General features: G+C 66.0%; 17 protein-coding genes. 9 read left to right on the plus strand and 8 right to left on the minus strand.

Annotated elements, in window-relative coordinates; all coding sequences use genetic code 11:
* Positions 1–104 precede the first annotated feature (104 nt).
* Both H9638_RS13355 and H9638_RS13360 read left to right on the plus strand, forming a co-directional pair.
* Positions 105–929, plus strand: a complete 825-nt coding sequence (locus H9638_RS13355) for a crotonase/enoyl-CoA hydratase family protein (RefSeq protein WP_191748111.1) — start codon at positions 105–107, stop codon at positions 927–929.
* 61 nt (positions 930–990) lie between these two features.
* The gene (locus tag H9638_RS13360; RefSeq protein ID WP_191748113.1) at positions 991–1,662 is read left to right on the plus strand and encodes a FadR/GntR family transcriptional regulator; all 672 of its coding nucleotides are present in this window, start codon (positions 991–993) and stop codon (positions 1,660–1,662) included.
* Between the two features lie 21 nt (positions 1,663–1,683).
* On the opposite strand, the gene H9638_RS13365 is transcribed toward H9638_RS13360, so the two are convergent.
* Complete coding sequence (locus H9638_RS13365) at positions 1,684–3,000, minus strand: MFS transporter (RefSeq protein ID WP_191748115.1); 1,317 nt, start codon at positions 2,998–3,000, stop codon at positions 1,684–1,686.
* Positions 3,001–3,133: 133 nt separating this feature from the next.
* Between H9638_RS13365 and H9638_RS13370 the strand changes: the two genes are divergently transcribed.
* The 4 genes from H9638_RS13370 to H9638_RS13385 all read left to right on the plus strand — a co-directional run bounded on the left by H9638_RS13370 (position 3,134) and on the right by H9638_RS13385 (position 8,944).
* Positions 3,134–4,039 carry a LysR family transcriptional regulator gene (locus H9638_RS13370; RefSeq protein WP_191748116.1) on the plus strand — a complete coding sequence of 302 codons (906 nt, stop codon included), beginning with the start codon at positions 3,134–3,136 and terminating at the stop codon, positions 4,037–4,039.
* A 142-nt stretch (positions 4,040–4,181) separates the two neighbouring features.
* Entirely contained in the window at positions 4,182–5,834 is a 1,653-nt protein-coding gene (locus H9638_RS13375) for an amidohydrolase (RefSeq protein WP_191748118.1), read from the plus strand.
* A gap of 59 nt (positions 5,835–5,893) precedes the next feature.
* A complete protein-coding gene (locus H9638_RS13380) occupies positions 5,894–7,543 on the plus strand; it encodes a thiamine pyrophosphate-dependent enzyme (protein WP_191748120.1) in 1,650 nt (549 codons plus the stop codon).
* Between the two features lie 27 nt (positions 7,544–7,570).
* Positions 7,571–8,944 (plus strand): NAD-dependent succinate-semialdehyde dehydrogenase, encoded by a 1,374-nt coding sequence (locus H9638_RS13385; RefSeq protein ID WP_191748122.1) that lies wholly within the window; start codon positions 7,571–7,573, stop codon positions 8,942–8,944.
* Between the two features lie 66 nt (positions 8,945–9,010).
* Here the strand turns inward: H9638_RS13385 and H9638_RS13390 are convergent, their stop codons facing one another.
* The 7 genes from H9638_RS13390 to H9638_RS13420 form a co-directional block, all read right to left on the minus strand.
* Positions 9,011–9,982 (minus strand): ABC transporter substrate-binding protein, encoded by a 972-nt coding sequence (locus H9638_RS13390; RefSeq protein WP_191748124.1) that lies wholly within the window; start codon positions 9,980–9,982, stop codon positions 9,011–9,013.
* A gap of 95 nt (positions 9,983–10,077) precedes the next feature.
* Entirely contained in the window at positions 10,078–11,142 is a 1,065-nt protein-coding gene (locus H9638_RS13395; RefSeq protein ID WP_191748126.1) for an ABC transporter permease, read from the minus strand.
* Positions 11,139–12,647 (minus strand): sugar ABC transporter ATP-binding protein, encoded by a 1,509-nt coding sequence (locus H9638_RS13400; protein WP_191748128.1) that lies wholly within the window; start codon positions 12,645–12,647, stop codon positions 11,139–11,141. Before H9638_RS13400 ends, H9638_RS13395 begins: the two co-directional genes overlap by 4 nt.
* On the minus strand, positions 12,644–13,588 hold the full coding sequence (locus tag H9638_RS13405) for an amidohydrolase family protein (protein WP_191748130.1): 945 nt from the start codon (positions 13,586–13,588) through the stop codon (positions 12,644–12,646). Before H9638_RS13405 ends, H9638_RS13400 begins: the two co-directional genes overlap by 4 nt.
* Positions 13,578–14,540 (minus strand): aldo/keto reductase, encoded by a 963-nt coding sequence (locus tag H9638_RS13410; RefSeq protein ID WP_191748132.1) that lies wholly within the window; start codon positions 14,538–14,540, stop codon positions 13,578–13,580. The genes H9638_RS13405 and H9638_RS13410 overlap by 11 nt, the downstream gene beginning before the upstream one ends.
* Positions 14,537–14,848: an L-rhamnose mutarotase gene (locus H9638_RS13415; RefSeq protein ID WP_191748134.1), complete on the minus strand. Its 312-nt coding sequence runs from the start codon at positions 14,846–14,848 to the stop codon at positions 14,537–14,539. Before H9638_RS13415 ends, H9638_RS13410 begins: the two co-directional genes overlap by 4 nt.
* A gap of 1 nt (position 14,849) precedes the next feature.
* On the minus strand, positions 14,850–16,172 hold the full coding sequence (locus tag H9638_RS13420; RefSeq protein ID WP_191748136.1) for an enolase C-terminal domain-like protein: 1,323 nt from the start codon (positions 16,170–16,172) through the stop codon (positions 14,850–14,852).
* A gap of 199 nt (positions 16,173–16,371) precedes the next feature.
* Here H9638_RS13420 and H9638_RS13425 point away from each other — a divergent pair, with 199 nt between their 5' ends.
* The 3 genes from H9638_RS13425 to H9638_RS13435 are packed head-to-tail and all read left to right on the plus strand — an operon-like array spanning position 16,372 to position 18,902.
* Positions 16,372–17,271: a fumarylacetoacetate hydrolase family protein gene (locus H9638_RS13425; RefSeq protein ID WP_191748138.1), complete on the plus strand. Its 900-nt coding sequence runs from the start codon at positions 16,372–16,374 to the stop codon at positions 17,269–17,271.
* The gene (locus H9638_RS13430; RefSeq protein WP_191748139.1) at positions 17,268–18,053 is read left to right on the plus strand and encodes an SDR family NAD(P)-dependent oxidoreductase; all 786 of its coding nucleotides are present in this window, start codon (positions 17,268–17,270) and stop codon (positions 18,051–18,053) included. Before H9638_RS13425 ends, H9638_RS13430 begins: the two co-directional genes overlap by 4 nt.
* A gap of 48 nt (positions 18,054–18,101) precedes the next feature.
* Complete coding sequence (locus H9638_RS13435) at positions 18,102–18,902, plus strand: IclR family transcriptional regulator (RefSeq protein WP_191748140.1); 801 nt, start codon at positions 18,102–18,104, stop codon at positions 18,900–18,902.
* The last annotated feature ends 158 nt before the right edge of the window (positions 18,903–19,060 follow it).

A 19,060-nucleotide genomic window follows, 5' to 3' on the forward strand; every position in this document is an offset into this window, starting at 1 on the left:
ACCTTGATCCTAGCTTTTCCAGCGCCGCTGTTCTTCCGCCCGCTGTATATTGGCGCCCAAGGCCCAGCCACGCCGGAATTCCCGGCCCACCAGCGAAGGATGCCATGACACCCGATTCCGCCCTGCGGTCCCTCCATGTCAAGATCAGCGGTCCGGTGGCGGAGGTGCAGCTGCTTGGGCCGTCCAAGGGCAATGCCATGGGTCCGGAGTTCTGGGCCGAACTGCCCGAGGTGTTCGCGGAGCTGGCCGTCAATGAGGAGGTCCGCGCCATCCTGCTCTACGGGTCCGGCGGCAATTTCAGCTACGGCCTCGATCTGCCCGCCATGGAGCCGGTGTTCCGTCCGTTGCTTGAGTCCCGCGGAACCGACGCCCGGCTGCGCAACGGATTCCGGCTGAAAATCAGGGACCTGCAGGATGCCGTCAGCTCTGTAGCCCGCTGCGGCAAGCCCGTTCTCGCCGCGGTGGACGGCTGGTGCATCGGCGGCGGCGTGGACCTGATTGCGGCGGCAGACATCCGGATTGCCGCGCCGGCCGCCAAGTTCAGTATCCGGGAGGCCCGGGTCGGGATCGTGGCGGACCTCGGATCACTGCAGCGGCTGCCCGGCATCATCGGCTCCGGAGCTACCCGTCACATGGCTCTGACGGGCGAAGACTTCACTGCCCCGCGCGCCCTGGAACTGGGCCTGGTCACCGAACTGGCGGACGACGTCGTTGCCCGGGGCCGTGAGCTTGCCGCCGTGGTTGCCGGGAACCCGCCACTGGTGGTCCAGGGCGTGAAGCGGGTCCTGGACCAGGGTGCCGAGGCATCCGTGCAGGCCGGGCTTGACTACGTCCAGGTCTGGAACACGGCCTTCCTGCCCAGCCGGGACTTTGCGGAGGCTGCACGCGCCTTCGCGGAGCGGCGGCCCGCCGTTTTCACCGGGGACTGACACCGGGGACTGCCACCGGGGGGCTGAAACGTCCGAAACATCCGACCATTAGGATGGGACCATGGCAGTTACAGACGAAGCGATCACCAAGATCAAGGACATGCTCATCTCGGGTGAGCTCAAAGCGGGTGACCGGCTTCCTCCGGAGAAGGACCTCAGCGAGCGCCTCGGTCTGTCCCGCAGCTCCATGCGGGAAGCGGTCAAGGCACTGGAGCTGATCCGTGTCCTGGACGTCCGGCGCGGTGACGGCACCTATGTGACCAGTCTCGAGCCGCAGCTGCTGACCGAAGCCATGTCCTTCGTCGTCGAACTGCACCAGGACACCTCGGTCCTGGAACTCTTCGAGGTCCGCCGCATCCTGGAGCCGGGGTCCGCAGCCCTGGCGGCCCAGCGGATCACCGGGGACCAGCTCGCCGAGCTGACCGCCACCCTGGACACCGTGCACGAGGACACATCAGTGGAGGACCTGGTGGCCCACGACCTGGCGTTCCACAGCCTGATCGCCAAGGCCTCGGGGAATTCCTACCTCGAGAGCCTGCTCGACGGACTCTCCAGCAGCACGGTCCGGGCCCGGGTCTGGCGCGGCCTGACCCAGGACAAGGCCGTGTCCGCCACCCTCGCAGAACACAATGCCATTGCAGCTGCCCTGGCCAGGTCTGACGCAGACCTGGCCAGGGCACTAATGACAGTCCATGTCAGCGGCGTGGAAAACTGGCTGCGCCAGGCGCTTTAGCCGGCCATCCGCCGTCGGCCGTCAGCGCGCCGCGGGCTCCAGCGCGGCTGCTTCGGCATCCCGCCGGACGATCCGCCGGTGCAGCCCCCAGACTCCGCCAACTGTGACGACGGCAATCACCGCGTAGAAGGCTGCCACGCCCCACGGACCCACGGATGTGAGGACGAACTGCGCGATCAGCGGCGTGGAGCCGCCGATCAGGGAAGCACACAATCCGTTGGCCAGGGCCACGCCGGTGTACCGGACATTGGCCGGGAACGCTGAGGTCAGGAAGCTGGCCAGCATTGCGTAGTACGCGGTGCCGCCCAGCGTGGCCACACCGAGGACGACGGCGATCAGCACCGCATTGGTGGACATAATGGCCAGGAACATCGGCACGATCACGAGCAGGTTCAGCACCAGGCCGCCGATCATCACGCGGACCGCACCGATCCGCTCAGCCAGCAGGGCCGCCAGCGGCTGCCAGATGAACTGGAGCACGGCCATAATCAGCAGGACGTTCAGGACGGTCTGCCGCGGCATGCCCAGTTCGCTCGTGGTCCACGAGAGCAGGAAAGTGTTGTTGAAGAACGCCACGGCAATGCCGAGCACCGAGGCCGCGACACCCAGCCAGACGAACGCCGGGGCTTTGCGGAAGACCTCCACGATGGGAACCTTCACCACTTCCTGCTGTGCCTTAGCCTCCATGAAGTCCTGGGACTCCTCCACCTTCAAACGGATCAGCAGGCCAACCAGCACCAGCGCGGCCGAGAACAGGAACGGAATGCGCCAGCCCCAGGACAGGAAGGCGTCATCCGGCAGTCCGCCGACCACCAGGAACATCAGGGTCGCGAGGATGGAACCGGCCGGTGAGCCCTGCTGGACCCAGGCACCGGCCAGCCCCTTCTTCTTGGCGCTCGCGCTCTCGGTGGCCATGAGCGCGGCACCCGCCCATTCCCCGCCGACCGCCAGGCCCTGGCAGGCCCGGAGGATTACCAGCAGCACGGGAGCCGCGACGCCAATGGTGGCGTAGCCGGGAAGCACACCAATCAGGGTGGTGGCCGTGCCCATCAGGAACAGCGTGGCGACCAGGGTGTTCTTCCGGCCGAACTTGTCACCGAGGTGGCCGAAGAATGCGCCGCCGAGCGGGCGGGCAAGGAACCCGACCCAGAACGTCGCGAAGGAGGCGAGGATGCCGACGGCGGGGGTGGCGTCGGGAAAGAACACCTTGCCGAAGACCAGGGCAGCGGCCGTGCCGAAGATGAAGAAGTCGTACCACTCGATGGCGGTGCCCACGAAGGCTCCTGCGGTGGCGCGGTTTTGGCGGCGTTTCTGATCTGCCGGCGTCGCTGTACTCATGAATGCTCCAAGTGGATAGCGCGTGGGGGAACGCGGGACGAGCTGTTGAATTCCTTCACTGTGATGCCGGACGCATATGCCTGTCCAATGCCAATCCGGGCGTCCCATCATGCCTTTAGGGCATACTTGCCTCGTGAATCTACGCCGCCTTGAGTATTTCCTTGCCGTTGTTGACGCCGGCACCGTGACCGCAGCCGCCGAGCGCCTGCACATTGCCCAGCCGGCCCTCAGCCGTCAGATTAAGACGCTGGAACGTGAACTGAGACTGACACTGTTTGAACCGAAGGCCAACCGGCTGTCCCTCACCCAGGCCGGGCGGGCGTTTGTGCCTGCCGCGCGCCGCATGATGGTGGAGGCCCGCGGCGTGCAGGAGACTGCCGCCGCCCTCCGCACCGGCAAGGTGGCAAGCCTGGTGGTCGCGGCGACGGGGGCCTCCGTCCATGGTTTCATTGCGCCTTTTGTTGCCACCACCGGTCCGGAGGACCCGCTGCTGATCACCCGCGAGACCAGCCACTTCAGCATTCCGGAAGCCCTGCTGCTGGGGGCCGACTTCGCCATCTCCCCCGCTCCCCCCAGCTCGGGCCTGGCCACCATGTCGCTGGGCAGCGTGGCTGTGCAGGCATATGTCTCCCCGGACCACCGGTGGGCACGGCAGGGCATTGATGCACTGCCGCTGGCCGAGATCTGCGGGGAACATGCCATCCTTCCCTCGCACGGCAGTGCCAGCCGCCATCTGCTCGACGACGCCTTGAACCTGGAGCACCTGGCCTTCGCTGAGGTCTCGGAATGCGATGACGGACAGACCATCCTGGCGCTGGCCGCGGCCGGCCATGGCATGGGCATCACCACTGACCGCCCCCGGTTTGGGGCACATGGCGTGCGGATCCTGACCCGCCGGGCCGGAAAGGGAACGGAACCCGATGTGCTTCAGCTGCCGCTGCATGCGACCTGGACGCCCGGCCATTTTGCGGAAGCCACCATCCGCTCCATTTCGGCCTCCATCCGCGGCTTTCTCGAAAAGGAGGAACGCGGCCTGTAAGGCCCTATTCCACAACAGGGATCTGTGACGAAACCGCACTCTATGCCGAAAGGGTATGGTGTCCGAACCAGATACGCATTAGACGGCATGAAACGCCGCGCGGATACTGGGAGAGGTCGGTCTCACAGATTCGGAGAAGTTCATGCAGTTCGACGCGCTATACACCAACGGAACCTTCTACACGCAGGACGCTGCCCGCCCCACCGCGGGGAGCGTGGGAGTCCACCGCGGACGGATCATCAGCCTCGATGACGAGCTGCCTGCCACGAATTTCCGGGAAGTATTTGACCTGCGCGGTGCCGCTGCGGTTCCCGGATTCAATGACGCCCACTGTCACCTAAGCCATATCGGCGAGGCAACCATGCAGGTGGACCTGCGCCCGGCCGCAGTCCGCTCAATGGCGGAATTGCTGGCGGCAGTGGATACGTTCGCGGCCGCCGCCCCCGCGGGAAGCTGGGTCCTGGGCCAGGGGTACGACCAGAATTACCTTGGCGAGCACCCCACCGCAGAACAGCTCGACGCCGTCAGCCACGGCCATCCCGTCTACCTCATCCACAATTCCCGGCATATGGGCGTGGCCAACACCCGTGCTTTCGACCTGGCCGGCTTTCCGGACCGGCGCAGCGTGCCCGTTCCCGACGGCGGTGCTGTGCCGGCTGACGCCGGCGGCCGGGCCCTGGGCCTGCTGCAGGAAACCGCCCGTGCCCTGGTCATGGATCACATTCCGGCGAACACCGCCGCGGACGTCGCCGCCAGGGTGGCTGCCGGGTCCAACGCCGTCCTGCAGCTGGGCATCACCTCCATCACCGAACCCGGGATCGGGGCGCCGGACCACATCGGCATGTCCCGCTTTGACCTGGCGGGCTTCCAGCTGGCCGCCGACCGCGGCGAGCTGGGCGTACGCGCCACGGTGATGCCCTACCTGACCACCCTGCACCGCATTGGTGACGCCCAGCTGGGCGGCCATCCGCTCTACGGCTTGGACCTGGGGCTGCGCAGCGGACTGGGCGATGACTTCCTGCGCATCGGCCCCGTGAAGGTGCTCTCCGACGGATCACTGATTGGCCGCAGTGCCTTCATGTGCTGCGACTACGCGGCAGACCTGGCTGCCGGAGAACATAACCGCGGGCTCCTGCAGTTCCCCGAATCCGATCTGCGGGAACGGCTGATCGGCGCACACCTGGCCGGGTGGCAGCTGGCCGTCCACGCCATTGGTGACGCCGCCCTGGACGTGGCGATGGACATCCTCGCCGACGCCCAGCAGCTGCTGCCGCGCCCCGATGCCAGGCACCGGCTGGAACACGTCTCCGTAGCGAGCGACAGCCAAATCGCCCGCATTGCCGGGCTCGGCCTGATCCCGGTTCCGCAGGGCCGTTTCATCCACGAACTCGGCGACGGCGCCGCCCGCGCCATGGGCGCGGAACGGGCAAGGCTCACCTACCGGGTCAAGGCCTTCCTTGACGCCGGCATCGACATCCCGGCCAGCACCGACGCTCCCGTGGTCGACGCTGATCCGATCCTCAACATTGCTTCCCTGGTGAACCGCACCACCGCCTCGGGCGCGGAGTTCGTACCCGAAGAACGCATCACCGTCGCCCAGGCGGTCCGCGCCTACACGGTTGGGAGCGCCCGGGCAGTGCACCAGGAGAAGGACAAGGGCACGCTGGCGCACGGACAGCTGGCCGACTTCGTGACCCTGTCCGAAGACCTCTACACGGTGCCGGCCAGCGAAATCGCCTCGGTCAAAGTAACAGCCACGATTGTCGGCGGCCGGATTGCCGCCGGGTCCCTCTGACTCCCTCCAGCCATTTTGAGTCCCCCGTCCGGGACCGTATACCCACCAGGAGCACTGCCATGAACAAACCCAGACACGCCGGCCAGGCGATCGTCGATTCCCTTGTCCTGCACGGCGTTCGGCGCGTTTTCTCCGTCCCGGGCGAAAGCTATCTGGCGGTCCTGGACGGACTGCATGGCGGCAACATCGAGAACGTTGTCACCCGCCACGAAGGTGGCGCAGCGTACATGGCGGAAGCCCACGGTAAATTCACCGGGGAACCCGGCGTCGCCATGGTCACCCGTGGCCCAGGCGCGGCCAACGCCTTTGTGGCCGTTCACAGCGCCTGGCAGGACGGCACCCCGATGGTGCTGTTCGTCGGGCTGGTCCCGACCGCGGACCGGATGCGGGAGTCCTTCCAGGAGTTCGATCCCGCAGCCTGGTTTGGCACCCAGACCAAGCGGGTATTTGTGCTCGACGAGGCGGACCGGGCCTCCGAAATCGTGGCCGAAGCGTTCTTCGCCGCGAAATCCGGCCGCCCCGGGCCCGTCATCATCGGCCTGCCGGAAGACGTCATCACCCACGAGTTCACCGGAACGCTCCACGGGCCCATTCCCGTGGCTGACGGCGCGGTCTCCGGCCAGGAGCTGGAGGAGATCCGCTCTGCCCTGGCCAGCGCGGACCGTCCGCTGCTCTTCCTCGGCGGCCAGCGCTGGACCCCGCAGGCTGCGGCACAGGTGACGGGCTTCGCGGAGCGCAACGGAATCCCGGTGCTCCAGGACTGGCATGCTGACGACCGCGTCCCCTCCCACTCGCCCGTCAACGCGGGTTCGCTGGGCTACGGCCGGCAGGAGACCGCGGCACGGATGTTCAACGACGCCGACGTCCTGCTCGCCGTCGGCACGGTTCCCTCCGATGTGCCAACGGATGGCTTCACCCTGCGCCAGCATCCGGACGCCGTGAACATCCTGGTTAACATCGACACGTCCCTGCGCGGGCGCTCCGGTGCCGTGTCCAGGCACGTGGTGGCATCCCCGGTGGCCTTCGCCGAGGCAGTTGACGGGATGGACCTGGGCCGGGAGGCCGCATGGGACGCCTGGCGGGCTGCTGGCCGGTCCGCACAGGAGCAGCTGACCGCACTGCCGGAAACCGGGTCGCTGCCCGAAACAGCAGCTGGCACCGCGCACATGTCAGTGGTGATGGCGGAGCTGGCCAAACGCCTGCCCGAGGACGTGGTGCGCACGATGGGGGCGGGCAACCACTGCGCGTGGGCCCAGTCCTACATCCCTACGAACGTTTTCCCCGCACAGCTGAGCACCCGCAACGGCTCCATGGGCTACTCCATTCCGGCCGGCGTGGCAGCTTCCCTCGCCGCTCCCGAGCGGATGATCGTGGCGGTTTGCGGCGACGGCGAGTTCCTCATGAATGGCCAGGAGCTGGCCACCGCAATGCAGTACCGCGCCCCGCTCCTGGCCGTCGTGATGGACAACGGTCAGTACGGCACCATCCGGGCGCACCAGGAACAGCATTTTCCCGGCCGGGTCTCCGGCACCCAGCTCAGCAACCCGGACTTCGCCGCCCTTGCTGAGGCATTCGGCGGCCACGGTGAGAAGGTCACCGGCGATGAGCAGGCAGCGGCAGCCGTGGAACGCGCTCTCAAAGCCGTCCTGGTCGACCGCCGGCCTGCGGTTATCCATGTGGTTACCGACCCGAAAATCATGCTGCCCTGAGCCTTCCCACCCCCCCAAGGAGAACCCATGAGTACCTACGCCGTCACTAATCCCGCCACGGGCCAAGTCCTGGCTTCCTACCCCACCGCCACGGACACGGAAGTCCGGGACGCCATTACCCGGGCCGATGCTGCCTTTGCCAAGTGGAGCCGGTCCGCCGTCGAGGAACGCTCGGCGCTGCTGAACCGCGTAGCGGACCTGTACGAAGAGCGCCGGAGCGAACTCGCTGCCATCATCACCCGGGAAATGGGAAAACCCATCTTCCAGGCAGGCATCGAGGTGGACATCGTCGTGTCCATCTACCGTTACTACGCAAAGCACGGTCCGGCTTTCCTGGCGGACGAGTCCCTGGACGTGGCTGCCGGCGGCACCGCCGTCGTCCGCAAGGAAGGACTCGGCGTCCTCCTGGGCATCATGCCCTGGAACTACCCCTACTATCAGGTGGCCCGTTTCGCTGCGCCGAACCTGATGAACGGCAACACCATCCTGCTCAAGCACGCTCCGCAGTGCCCGGAATCCGCGCTGGCCATGGAACAGATCTTCGCCGACGCGGGCGCGCCGGACGGCACCTACGTGAACATTTTTGCCACGAACGGGCAGATCAGTGACGTGATCGCTGATCCCCGGGTGCACGGCGTTTCGCTCACCGGGTCTGAACGGGCAGGTTCCGCGGTTGCGGAGACCGCCGGCCGGCATTTGAAGAAGGTTGTCCTGGAACTGGGCGGTTCTGATCCGTTCATCCTCCTTGACACCGAGGACATGGATGAAGCGGTGGGCCGGGCGGTATTTGGGCGCATGGTCAACGGCGGCCAGGCCTGCAACGCGTCCAAGCGCTTTATTGTCCTGGCAGACATCTACGACGAGTTCGTGGAGAAATTCACCGGTGCCCTGGCCGGCATCGTGCCGGCGGATCCGTCCGATGAGACGACCTTCCTGGGCCCGCTGTCCTCGCAGGCCGCTGCGGACGGGCTGGAGCGCCAGGTCAAGAACGCTGTCTCCGCCGGTGCCGTCGTCCGGACCGGAGGATCCAAGGCCGCTGAGGATTCGGCCTATTTCCTGCCGACCGTGCTCACCGGCGTGACACCGGAGATGGATGTTTTCCAGCAGGAGCTCTTCGGCCCGGTCGCCATGGTCTTCAAGGCACAGGATGCAGAGGAAGCAGTAGCCCTGGCGAACGCCACACCCTTCGGGCTGGGAGCCTCCATCCACACTGCCAACGAGGAACTGGCCCTGCGGCTGGCTGTGGAAATCGAAGCCGGCATGGTCTTCATCAACGAAGCCGGCGGCACCTCCGCTGAGCTGCCTTTCGGCGGAATCAAGCGCTCCGGGATCGGCCGGGAGCTGGGCAAGTACGGAATGGACGAGTTCGTGAACCGGAAGCTCATCCGGATCAAAAAGTAGGAAGCGAAACCAGGGAGGCCCCGCCGGCTGCGGCCTGCGGGGCCTCCCTGGTTATGCCGGGAGCCTCTATTCGTAGAGGTTCGGCTTGATTTCGTTTGAATCGATGTTCTCGGCGTCGTACCAGAAGAAGCCGGTGTCGATGACTTTTTCCACGCTTTCACCCTTGGAAGCGGCGACGGCGGCCTTGACCGTCTCATAGCCGATTCCCACCGGGTTCTGCGTGACGGCGCCAGCCATGGTGCCGTCCTTGATCGCATCGATCTGTGCCTTGCCGGAGTCGAAGCCGACAATGGTCAGCTTGCCCTTGAGGTTCAGCTCCTTGACGGCATTGACGACGCCGATGGCCGAGCCTTCGTTGGTTCCGTACATGCCGGCCAGGTCGGGATGGGCCGCAATGATCGCCTTGGCGGCATCGGTGGACTTCAGCTGGTCGCCGTCGCCGTACTGGACGTCCACCACTTCAATGTCCGGAGCATTCTCCTCGATCCATTCCAGGAAACCGTCCCGGCGGTCCGTGCCGGACTTCGAGGTCTGATCGTGGGCGATCACGGCGATCTTTCCCTTGCCGCCGATCAGGTCCGCCAGCTGCTTGGCGGCCTCAGCGGCGGCTGCCTTGTTGTCGGTGGTGGCGGTGGCCACCGGGATGTCGCTGTCCACACCGGAGTCGAAGGCCACCACGGGAATGTCCTTGGACTTGGCTTCCTCCAGCAGCGGGGTGGCCGCCTGGCTGTCCAGGGCCGCGAAGCCGATGGCGGAGGGATTCTTGCCCAGCGCGGTGGTCAGCATCTGGATCTGCTGGTCCACGTTGGTTTCCTTGTCCGGTCCTTCGAAGGTGATTTCGACGCCGAATTCCTCCGCGGCCTGGTCCGCTCCCTGCTTGACGGCCTGCCAGAACTGGTGCTGGAAGCCCTTGGACACAATCGCGATGTACGGGGTTCCGCCGTCGGAATCCGCACTGCTTTCGGTACTTTCACATGCCGTCATGGTGAGCATCAGCGCTGCCGCGGCGGTGACTGCCGCAAGCTTTTTCCGGATCATTTCTCAAACTCCTTTGTTGGAAGAACCGTTAAGTGGTTGAAGAGCGTTGTACTGCCTCGGAGGTTGGGGGACGGGAACACCCCGGGAGCGTGGGGCTACGTGCTGTTCTCCTTCCGGCGCAGCATGTCCAGATAGACGGCAATCAGGATGACGACGCCGATCGCCACGTTCTGCCATTCCTGCGGAACCGAGATCACCCGGAGCCCGTTGGTCATCACCGACATGATCAGCGCACCGATGACGGTGCCGATGATGGAGCCCTTGCCGCCGACCAAGGATGTGCCGCCGATGACGACGGCCGCGATGGCCTGCAGCTCGTACCCCATGCCCTGGCCCGGTTGGGCTGAGTTGAGCCTAGCCGCGATGATGACGCCGGCCAGGCCGGTGAAGGATCCGGCGAGGGTGTAGATGAGCAGCTTCCATTTGCGCACGTTGATGCCGGAGAGCGCTGTGGCTTCCTCATTGCTGCCGATGGAAAACGTGTATCGGCCAATCAGGGTGCGGCTGAGCACGATCCCGGCGACGACGGCGGCGGCGAAGAAAATGAACACCGCGTTCGGCACCACCAGCCCGGGAATCGGTTTGCCCAGGGCCAGGGCGCTGAAGCCGGGAGTGTCGTTGAAGTAGATCGGCTTGGTCCCCGAGATCACGAGTGCCAGGCCCTGGGCCACCATCATCATCGCCAGCGTTGCGATGAAGGGCGGAATCTTCAGGTAGGAGACGAAGAAGCCGTTGACTGCTCCCATGAGGGCGCCGGCCAGGATTCCGCCGAGCACACCGAAGATCAGCGGCATTCCAAGGTTGGTCAGCACCACACCGGTCATCACCGAGCACAGGCTCATACCCGTGCCAACGGAGAGGTCGATGCCTCCGGTCACGATCACGAAGGTGGCACCGAGCGCCAGGAGCCCGATGACCACGGTGGAGAGCAGGATGTCGGAGAGGTTGGTGGGCTGCAGGAACCGGGGGTTCAGGATGCCGAAAAGGATGACCAGGACTATCAGGGAGCCGAACGCCATCAGCTGCTGCAGGGAGGTCTGGAACCGGACGCGCAGGCCCGGGCTGGTGACGGCCAGGGCGCTGCGGATTCTTCCGGGGCCTCCCGGCTGCGGCTGCGGACTGCCCGCAGGAGCCGCTGGTGCTTTATTTACCGTGCTCATGCTGCTGGGGCTCCTTTGCCTTGTGTAGCCAGTTCCATGATGTTTTCCTGCGTTGCCGCGGAGTTTTCGAGGACACCGGTGATCCGGCCTTCGCTCATGACCGCTATCCGGTGGGACATGCGCAGGACCTCGGGCAGTTCAGAGGAGATCATGATGATCGATTTCCCCGCCGCGGCGAGCTCGTTCAGGAGGGCGTAGATTTCGTCCTTCGCGCCGACGTCGATCCCCCGGGTCGGTTCGTCGAAAATGAGGATGTCGCAGTCGCGGAAGAGCCACTTGGCAATCACCACTTTCTGCTGGTTTCCACCGGAGAGGTTCTTGGCGCTCTGCCGGATTCCCGGTGTTTTGATCCGCAGCTGCTTCACGGACGCCATGGCCTGGTCCCGGATGGCCTTCGACTTCACGAACCCGGCCGTGCTGAGTTTGGGCAGCGACGTCACCACAATGTTTTCGGCGACGCTGCGTTCGAGCATCAGGCCCAGATGCTTGCGGTCTTCAGACAGGTAGCCGATGCCCAGCGCCGCGGCTGCTGCCGGCGTCGGAATCTTCACTGCGCGCCCACGCAGCTGGATGGTTCCGGCGGTGATCCGGTCGGCGCCGACGACGGCCCGGGCAACTTCAGTGCGTCCGGCCCCCATCAGTCCGGCGAATCCCAGGATTTCGCCGGGATGCAGGTCGAAGCTGACGTCGTCGAGCAGGGCCTTGGTGCTGAGCCCGCGGACGCTCAGCAGCGGCTCGCCGCTGACCCGGGTTTCCGGGGGACGCTGGTCGGTTTTCACCTGGCGCCCCACCATCAGGGAGATGACTTCCCGCATGGTGGTGGCGGCGGTATCCACGGTGTCCACGTATTCGCCGTCGCGGATCACGGTGATCCGTCCGGAAATCGCCTTAAGCTCGTCCATTCGGTGGGAGATGTAGATGACACCGGTTTCCGCCGTGGTGAATTGGCGGATGAGCCCGTGCAGGGCTGCCACCTCTGCGTCATTCAGTGCCGCCGTCGGCTCGTCCATAATCAGGACCCGGACCGATTCCCAGGAGAGGGCCTTGGCGATTTCCACCATCTGCTGCCGGGCGACGGTCAGACCCGCAACGGGCTGCCGCGGGTCCAGGTCAATGCCGATCCGGTCGAAGAGATCCTGTGCCTTCCGGTTCAGCGCACGCTCGTTGAGGAAGGGACCCGTGCGCGGTTCGCGTCCGATAAAAATGTTCTGGGCCACGGTCAGGTCCCGCATCAGGTGGAATTCCTGGTGGATGATGCTGATGCCCAGCTGCTGCGCATGGCGGGGGCTGCTTACGGAGATCTGCTCCCCGTTCAGCGTGAACCTGCCGGCGTCCGGTGTTTCGATGCCGGAGAGCAGCTTCATGAGCGTGGACTTGCCCGCGCCGTTCTCCCCCACCAGCGCCAGGACTTCGTTGTGGCGCAGGTTGAGGTGCATACCGTCCAGCGCCTGGACACCCGGAAAGGCCTTACTGATCTCCTGCACTTCCAGGAGGTACTCACTCATGGCTGCCTGCTTTCATTTTCATTCACTGATTCCCGCCGGATTTCGGCCGCCGGCAGCCGGTAGATCCGGGCAGCGTTGCCGCCCATCACTGCTGCGTTTTCGGCTGGGGACAGCTCTGCGGCCAATGCCTCGATCACGTTCAGTGTTTCGCCGTACCGGTCCGGGCCGCTGACCGGCCAATCCCCGCCATAAAGCAGCCGTTCCGGGCCAAAAGCGTCCAGGGCAATTTCCCACGTCCGGTGCAGCTGAGCAGTGGTGTAGCCGGCGCCGGGAGTGCGCAGTCCCGAAACCTTGGCGGTGACGTTGGGCAGTTCCGCGGCCTGCCTCAGCTGCCGTTCCCAGCGGGCCTCCGGCTCCGTCCCGGCCCCGCGGGGCGGTTTCCCCAGATGGTCGACGACGATCCGCAGCCCGGGCAGTGCGGCTGCCAGCTCCGCAGCCTGGTCCAGGTGCCCGGGAAAGGCATCCGGAATATCGAAGGCAAACCCGGCCTCGGCGACCAGGGAGAGCGAGTCCCGGACGGCGGGAAGCTGGAGGAAGTCCGGGCGCGGATCGTCGTGAATCAGGTGCCGGACGCCCACCAAAGCTGGGTCCTGGCTCCAGGCTGCAAGCTGTTCCGCCGCGGCGGCGGGGACATCCAGCTGGATCCAGCCGACCACTCCCCGCACGAAGCTGTGCCGGGCAGCCACCGTGAGCAGGTAACCGGTGTCGCGGAGGCTGTCCTCGGCCTGCACCAGCACGGCTCCGTCGATTCCGGCGGCTTCCAGCTGCTGTGCTGCCTCGGCCGGGAGGAAGCTCCGTTGGAGTTCCGGCTCAGCCCGTTCCAGCCAGCCGTACCCTCCGGCGGAAAGGTCCCAAAGATGCAGATGCGCGTCGATGCGCGGGGTGGAAGGGGTGTGCTGGGCGGCTTGGGTGGTTGCCAGGGTCCCGCTCTCAGGAGCCATGCGGAATCAGCTCCTCTGCGGCCAGCGCCGCCCACAATTCTTCGGGGACTGGTGCCTGGATGCGGGCCGCGTTCTGCGCGGCCTGGGCCGCGCTGGACGCTCCGGCGACGACGGCAGCCACGGCCGGGTGCCGCAGGCTGAAGTGCAGTGCAGCCGTCGGCAGGTCGGTGCCGAAGCGTTCACAGATACCGGCGATCCGCGCGGCCTTGGCCTGAATGTCCGCGGACGCAGGGGCGTACTTGTAGTGTGCCTGTGCCGGGACCTGGGGCTGGGCGAGGATTCCGGTGGCGTAGACGCCTACGTTGATGACTTGGACACCCTTGGCCAGGCAAGCCGGGAGCAGTTCGTGCGCGGCCGGCTGGTCCAGCAGCGTGTAGCAGCCGGAGAGCATGATGTAGTCCAGCTCCGCAGCTTCAACGCAGGCCAGCAGGGTTTCAGCGGAGTTGGCGCCGACGCCGACCGCGTCAGCTGTTCCTTCGGCCCGCAGCTTCTCCAGCACCGGAAGACCCTGTTCGATTCCGGCCGCCAGGTCGTAGGCATCAGGGTCGTGCAGGTAGACGATGTCCGCCCGTTCCAGCCCCAGGCGGGTCAGTGATTCCTCCAGTGACCGGCGGATGCCCGCTTCGCTGGGATCCCACTGCCGTTTGAGCGTGGCGGGAACGGCGAAGCCTTCGTCATCGGTGTCACCGTCGGAGTAGTCCGGGTTCTCCACCAGCAGGCGGCCCACCTTGGTGGAGACCAGGAAACCGTCCCGCGGGCGGTCAGCCAGGAACCGGCCCAGCCGCCGTTCGGACAAGCCCAGACCGTAGTGAGGCGCGGTGTCGAAGTACCGGCTGCCGCCGTCCCAGGCAGCCTGCAGGGTTCCGGCGGCATCGGCTTCGGACATTTCCCGGTAAAGGTTGCCGATGCTGGCACAGCCAAGCCCGATCGGGCCCACCTCCGGGGCGGTCATGGCAGCTCCCACACCTGGTTGATACCCCGGTCGGTACCGGAGTAATCGTCCTGCACGTCCAGCAGTTCCGCCATCCGGGCCTGCCAGGGCAGGTTGGCAGGGTGGGTGGCGAGGAACCGGCGCATAGCTGCGTAGTCATCAGCTTCCACCACATGGAAGAGGTCCAGTCCACTGCGCCAGATCCGCCAGCTGGAAACCCCTGCCTCGCGCAGGGCGGCGTCCAGGTTCGCCGGAATCCGGGCGTGCACGGCGTCGTACTCCGCTTCCCGTCCCGGCTTGAGCCGGGTGTGCAGTGCGATGCGTTCCATGTCAGTGCGCCATCTCCTGTTCGATTCCGGCGGCCCAGGCCGGTCCGTCCGGAAAAGCGTACGTTTGCAGCGTCGCCGCGAGCATCTGGGACCCGCCGCCGGGAGCAAGCGGGGCCCAGTACCGGCCTTGGCGGACATCGACGGGCGTCACAAAGTGCTCATGAAGGTGGTCCACAAATTCGATGACCCGGTCTTCCTTCTCGCCGGAGACGGCCACAAAGTCGAACATGGACAGGTGCTGCACCGCTTCGCAGAGCCCGACTCCGCCGGCGTGCGGACACACCGGAACGCCGAATTTCGCGGCCAGGAGCAGGATGGCAACGTTCTCGTTGACCCCGGCCACGCGGGCGGCGTCGATCTGCAGGACCTGCAGCGATCCGGCCTGCAGCATCTGCTTGAAAACCACCCGGTTGGCCACATGCTCCCCGGTGGCCACCCGGACTGGCGCGATGGCCCGGGCAATCGCTGCGTGGCCCAGGACGTCGTCCGGGCTGGTGGGTTCTTCCACCCACGCCAAATCAAAGGGGGCCAGCTGCCGAATCCATTCGACGGCGGTGTCCACATCCCAGCGCTGGTTTGCGTCCACAGCGATCCGCACATCGGGTCCCACGGTTGCCCGGGCCGCGCGGAGCCGGCGGATATCGTCGTCCAGGTCCGCGCCGACCTTGAGCTTGATCTGCCCGAAGCCGTCCTGGACGGCTTCACCGGAAAGCCGGATCAGCCGTTCGTCCGAATACCCCAGCCAGCCCGGAGTGGTGGTGTATCCCGGATACCCCTCGGCCAGGAGCATGGTTTCCCGCTCCTGCCGGCCGGGCACCGCGCGTTGCAGAATGTCCAGGGCTTCCGCCGGGGTCAGGGCATCGCTGAGATAGCGGAAATCCACCAGGGCCACAATTTCCTCCGGGCTCATCCGTGCCAGGAGCTGCCACAGGGGAAGGCCCGCCCGCTTGGCCTTGAGGTCCCAGAGGGCGTTAACCACGGCGCCGATGGCCATGTGCATTACGCCTTTTTCAGGCCCAAGCCAGCGCAGCTGGGAGTCATGGACCATCATCTTCCAGGTCCCACCCATATCCGCTAGCAGTTCCTCGCAGTTCTTCCCCAGCAGGTGGCCGGCCAGCGCCTGGATCGCAGCTGCCTCCACCTCGTTTCCACGTCCGATAGTGAACACAAAGCCGTGGCCCTCGAGCCCGTCGGGGCTGTCGGTGCGGATCACCAAGTAGGCAGCGGAATAGTCGGGATCGGGGTTCATTGCATCCGATCCGTCCAGCTCCACGGAGGTCGGAAAGCGGACGTCGCTGGTCTCGACGGCGGTAATGGTGCTCACGTTCGGCTCTCCCGTGTTTGGTGATGGCTGGTTGACGCTTCACCGACAGTAAACATCGGATGTCTATGTTGTCAATCACTGTTTTTCCCGTAGACTCTGGACCCAGAACCCCAGATAGTTCGGATGTTCACTACGCGTTGTGCGGTTGGGTTCAGCTGCATGCAGAGCTCCGGATCGGCAACGAGGCAAGGACACAGCAATGAAGTTTGTACGGTTAGGTCCCGCCGGCAGTGAGCGCCCCGCCGTCCTGGCGGCTGACGCCGGCGGCATCGAGCGGACCTACGGCCTGGACCCGCTGACTGCAGATATCGACGGCCCGTTCCTCGCCTCCGGCGGAGTGGAAGCCACCCGGCGCGCGCTGGCTGAAGGTATCCTTCCGGAGCTAACGGATGCTGGAAACCTGCGGATCGGGGCCCCGATCCGCAGGCCCGGTTCCATCATCTGCATCGGCATGAACTACGCCGCCCACGCCGCCGAGTCCGGTGCCGAGCCGCCACGCATCCCCGTGGTCTTCCTCAAGCCGTCGAACACCATCGCCGGCCCGTACGATCCCGCGCCCATCCCCCCGGGTGCCCTGAAATATGACTGGGAGGTTGAGCTGGGAATCATTATCGGCAGCCCGGCTGTGTACCTCGCTTCTCCACAGGACGCCGCGGGGGTGATTGCCGGATACGTGGTGGCTAATGATCTCTCTGAGCGTGCCTACCAAATTCCCGGCGAAGCCGGCCAATGGACCAAGGGCAAATCCCTGCCGGCTTCCACCCCGGTGGGTCCGTGGCTGGTACCCGCTGATGAGCTGGACCCATCCGCCCTGGGCATCCGCAGCCGGATCAACAACCAGATACGGCAGGATTCCAAAACATCGGACATGCTCTTCGACCCCACCACCCTGGTCCACCATGTCAGCCAGTACATGCTGCTGGAACCGGGCGACCTGATCCTCACCGGCACCCCTGAGGGGGTGGCGCTGTCCGGGCGGTTCCCCTATCTGGGGGCCGGGGACATCGCAGAACTGGAAATCGACGGCCTGGGAACCCAACGGCAGGAGTTCTTCGCTGCCGTCCCGGGAGACAGCCCACGGACAGGAGATACCAAATGAGCGGGGAAATGACCGGCCTGGCCGCGATCGTGACGGGCGGCGCTTCAGGCCTGGGAGCAGCGGTAGCCAACCGTCTGGCGGCCTTGGGCGCCAGAGTGGCAGTGCTGGACCTCAATCCACCGGCGCCCGGCACCAGCCCGCACCTGGGGATCCACTGCGATGTCAGCGGCGACGCCTCGGTGCGCGCCGCCGTCGCGCAGGCCGCGGAAGCGTTCGGCGGGCTGGACGTGGTGGTTAACAATGCGGGGATCGGAGCGCAGGGCACGATCGAGGCCAACACCGATGAGGAATGGAACCGGGTCTGGAACGTGAACGTGATGGGCATCGTCCGGGTATCCCGGGCCGCACTGCCCTGGCTGCGGCATTCATCCGCGGCAGCGATCGTTAATACGTCCTCGATCGCCGCAACGGCCGGCCTGCCGGAACGGGCCCTCTACAGCGCCACCAAGGGCGCAGTGCTCTCCCTGACGCTGGCCATGGCGGCCGACCACCTCCGCGAAGGCATCCGGGTCAACGCGGTTAACCCCGGCACTGCTGACACGCCATGGGTTGGCCGGCTGTTGGACGCCGCCGCAGATCCAGCGGCGGAGCGCGCAGCGCTTAATGCCCGGCAGCCGCACGGACGGCTTGTCTCAGCCGATGAGGTAGCCGGCGCCGTCGCCTATCTGGCCAGCCCGCTCTCCGGTTCGACGGCGGGAACCTCGCTGGCCGTCGACGGCGGAATGCACGGGCTGCGGCTGCGCCCCCTGCCCACTGTGGATCAGGCGGCTTCCCCGGCCTGATACCGCTAGGCTGGTCGCTGGCGTACGGGGAAAAGGGGGTTCTGTACCGTGGCGAACTCTGAGTCGGGCGAATCCGTGATTGACCGTGTCGTCAAGATCCTCAGCGCGTTCAGTAAGGACGCCCCGCTGCTGACCATGAGCGAGCTTTCCCGTTCCACCGGGCTTCCCGGCAGCACTGCCCACCGGCTTGCCAGCGATCTGCTCTCAGCCGGCCTGCTGGAACGTGACAAGGACGGACGTTTCGGCGTCGGCGCCAAGATGTGGGAGCTGGCGGCCCGGTCCAACCCAGTGGAGGAATTCCGCCGGCGCGGCCTGCCCGTATTGGAAGGCATCCATGCTGCCGTGCGCCAGCACGTCTCGCTGGCCGTCCCCCGCTTCGAGAACTTCACGGTCCTTTACGTTGAGCGCCTGGACCAGCATGGCAGCGCCGTCATCCTCTCCGAGGTCGCAGGCCGGCTGGATGCGCACAACACCTCCCCGGGCCTGGCCATGATGGCCCATGCACCCCTTGAGGTCCAGAACCGGCTTCTGTCCACTGAGCTTGAGCGGACCACCGCAGCCACCGAGACCGATCCCGCCAGGATCCGGGCGCATCTCGCGCTGATCCGTGAACGCGGCTTTGCGCGTCTGGCCGGCGTCCTGGTTGCCGATAACGTTTCCTATGCCGTGCCGGTCTTCGGGCCCGCCAATGCGGTGATCGGGGCAGTGAGCGTTGTTGTTCCGCAGTGCGAAGACGCTTCGGAGCTCATCATTCCGGTGCTTGTCGCCGCCGGCCGCACACTCTCGCGCACCATGGGGGCCGAGCGCCGCCCCTACGGCTCCCGCCCCTGGCTCCGGACGCAGGTCTAGCTGCCCCGACCTTCCGGTCACCAGCGGCAGCAACCTTGACGACAGCAGCTTTCCCATTGAACGGGCAAAGATTGAACTGTTGTGACCCAGGTCCCATAGCGTATTGCCCTAGGTTCCCCTCCGCAGCATCTGGCCGCGGATCCCCCGCTCAGCACGGC

The organism is Arthrobacter pullicola (genome assembly GCF_014836875.1).
Taxonomy (GTDB): Bacteria; Actinomycetota; Actinomycetes; order Actinomycetales; family Micrococcaceae; genus Arthrobacter_B; species Arthrobacter_B pullicola.

Excerpts from the sequence above, each read along its gene's own strand:
- H9638_RS13355 (WP_191748111.1), top strand. The coding sequence starts at position 105 with ATGACACCCGATTCCGCCCTGCGGTCCCTCCATGTCAAGATCAGCGGT.
- H9638_RS13360 (WP_191748113.1), top strand. The coding sequence starts at position 991 with ATGGCAGTTACAGACGAAGCGATCACCAAGATCAAGGACATGCTCATC.
- H9638_RS13365 (WP_191748115.1), bottom strand. The coding sequence starts at position 3,000 with ATGAGTACAGCGACGCCGGCAGATCAGAAACGCCGCCAAAACCGCGCC.
- H9638_RS13375 (WP_191748118.1), top strand. The coding sequence starts at position 4,182 with ATGCAGTTCGACGCGCTATACACCAACGGAACCTTCTACACGCAGGAC.
- H9638_RS13380 (WP_191748120.1), top strand. The coding sequence starts at position 5,894 with ATGAACAAACCCAGACACGCCGGCCAGGCGATCGTCGATTCCCTTGTC.
- H9638_RS13385 (WP_191748122.1), top strand. The coding sequence starts at position 7,571 with ATGAGTACCTACGCCGTCACTAATCCCGCCACGGGCCAAGTCCTGGCT.
- H9638_RS13390 (WP_191748124.1), bottom strand. The coding sequence starts at position 9,982 with ATGATCCGGAAAAAGCTTGCGGCAGTCACCGCCGCGGCAGCGCTGATG.
- H9638_RS13395 (WP_191748126.1), bottom strand. The coding sequence starts at position 11,142 with ATGAGCACGGTAAATAAAGCACCAGCGGCTCCTGCGGGCAGTCCGCAG.
- H9638_RS13400 (WP_191748128.1), bottom strand. The coding sequence starts at position 12,647 with ATGAGTGAGTACCTCCTGGAAGTGCAGGAGATCAGTAAGGCCTTTCCG.
- H9638_RS13405 (WP_191748130.1), bottom strand. The coding sequence starts at position 13,588 with ATGGCTCCTGAGAGCGGGACCCTGGCAACCACCCAAGCCGCCCAGCAC.
- H9638_RS13410 (WP_191748132.1), bottom strand. The coding sequence starts at position 14,540 with ATGACCGCCCCGGAGGTGGGCCCGATCGGGCTTGGCTGTGCCAGCATC.
- H9638_RS13415 (WP_191748134.1), bottom strand. The coding sequence starts at position 14,848 with ATGGAACGCATCGCACTGCACACCCGGCTCAAGCCGGGACGGGAAGCG.
- H9638_RS13425 (WP_191748138.1), top strand. The coding sequence starts at position 16,372 with ATGAAGTTTGTACGGTTAGGTCCCGCCGGCAGTGAGCGCCCCGCCGTC.
- H9638_RS13430 (WP_191748139.1), top strand. The coding sequence starts at position 17,268 with ATGAGCGGGGAAATGACCGGCCTGGCCGCGATCGTGACGGGCGGCGCT.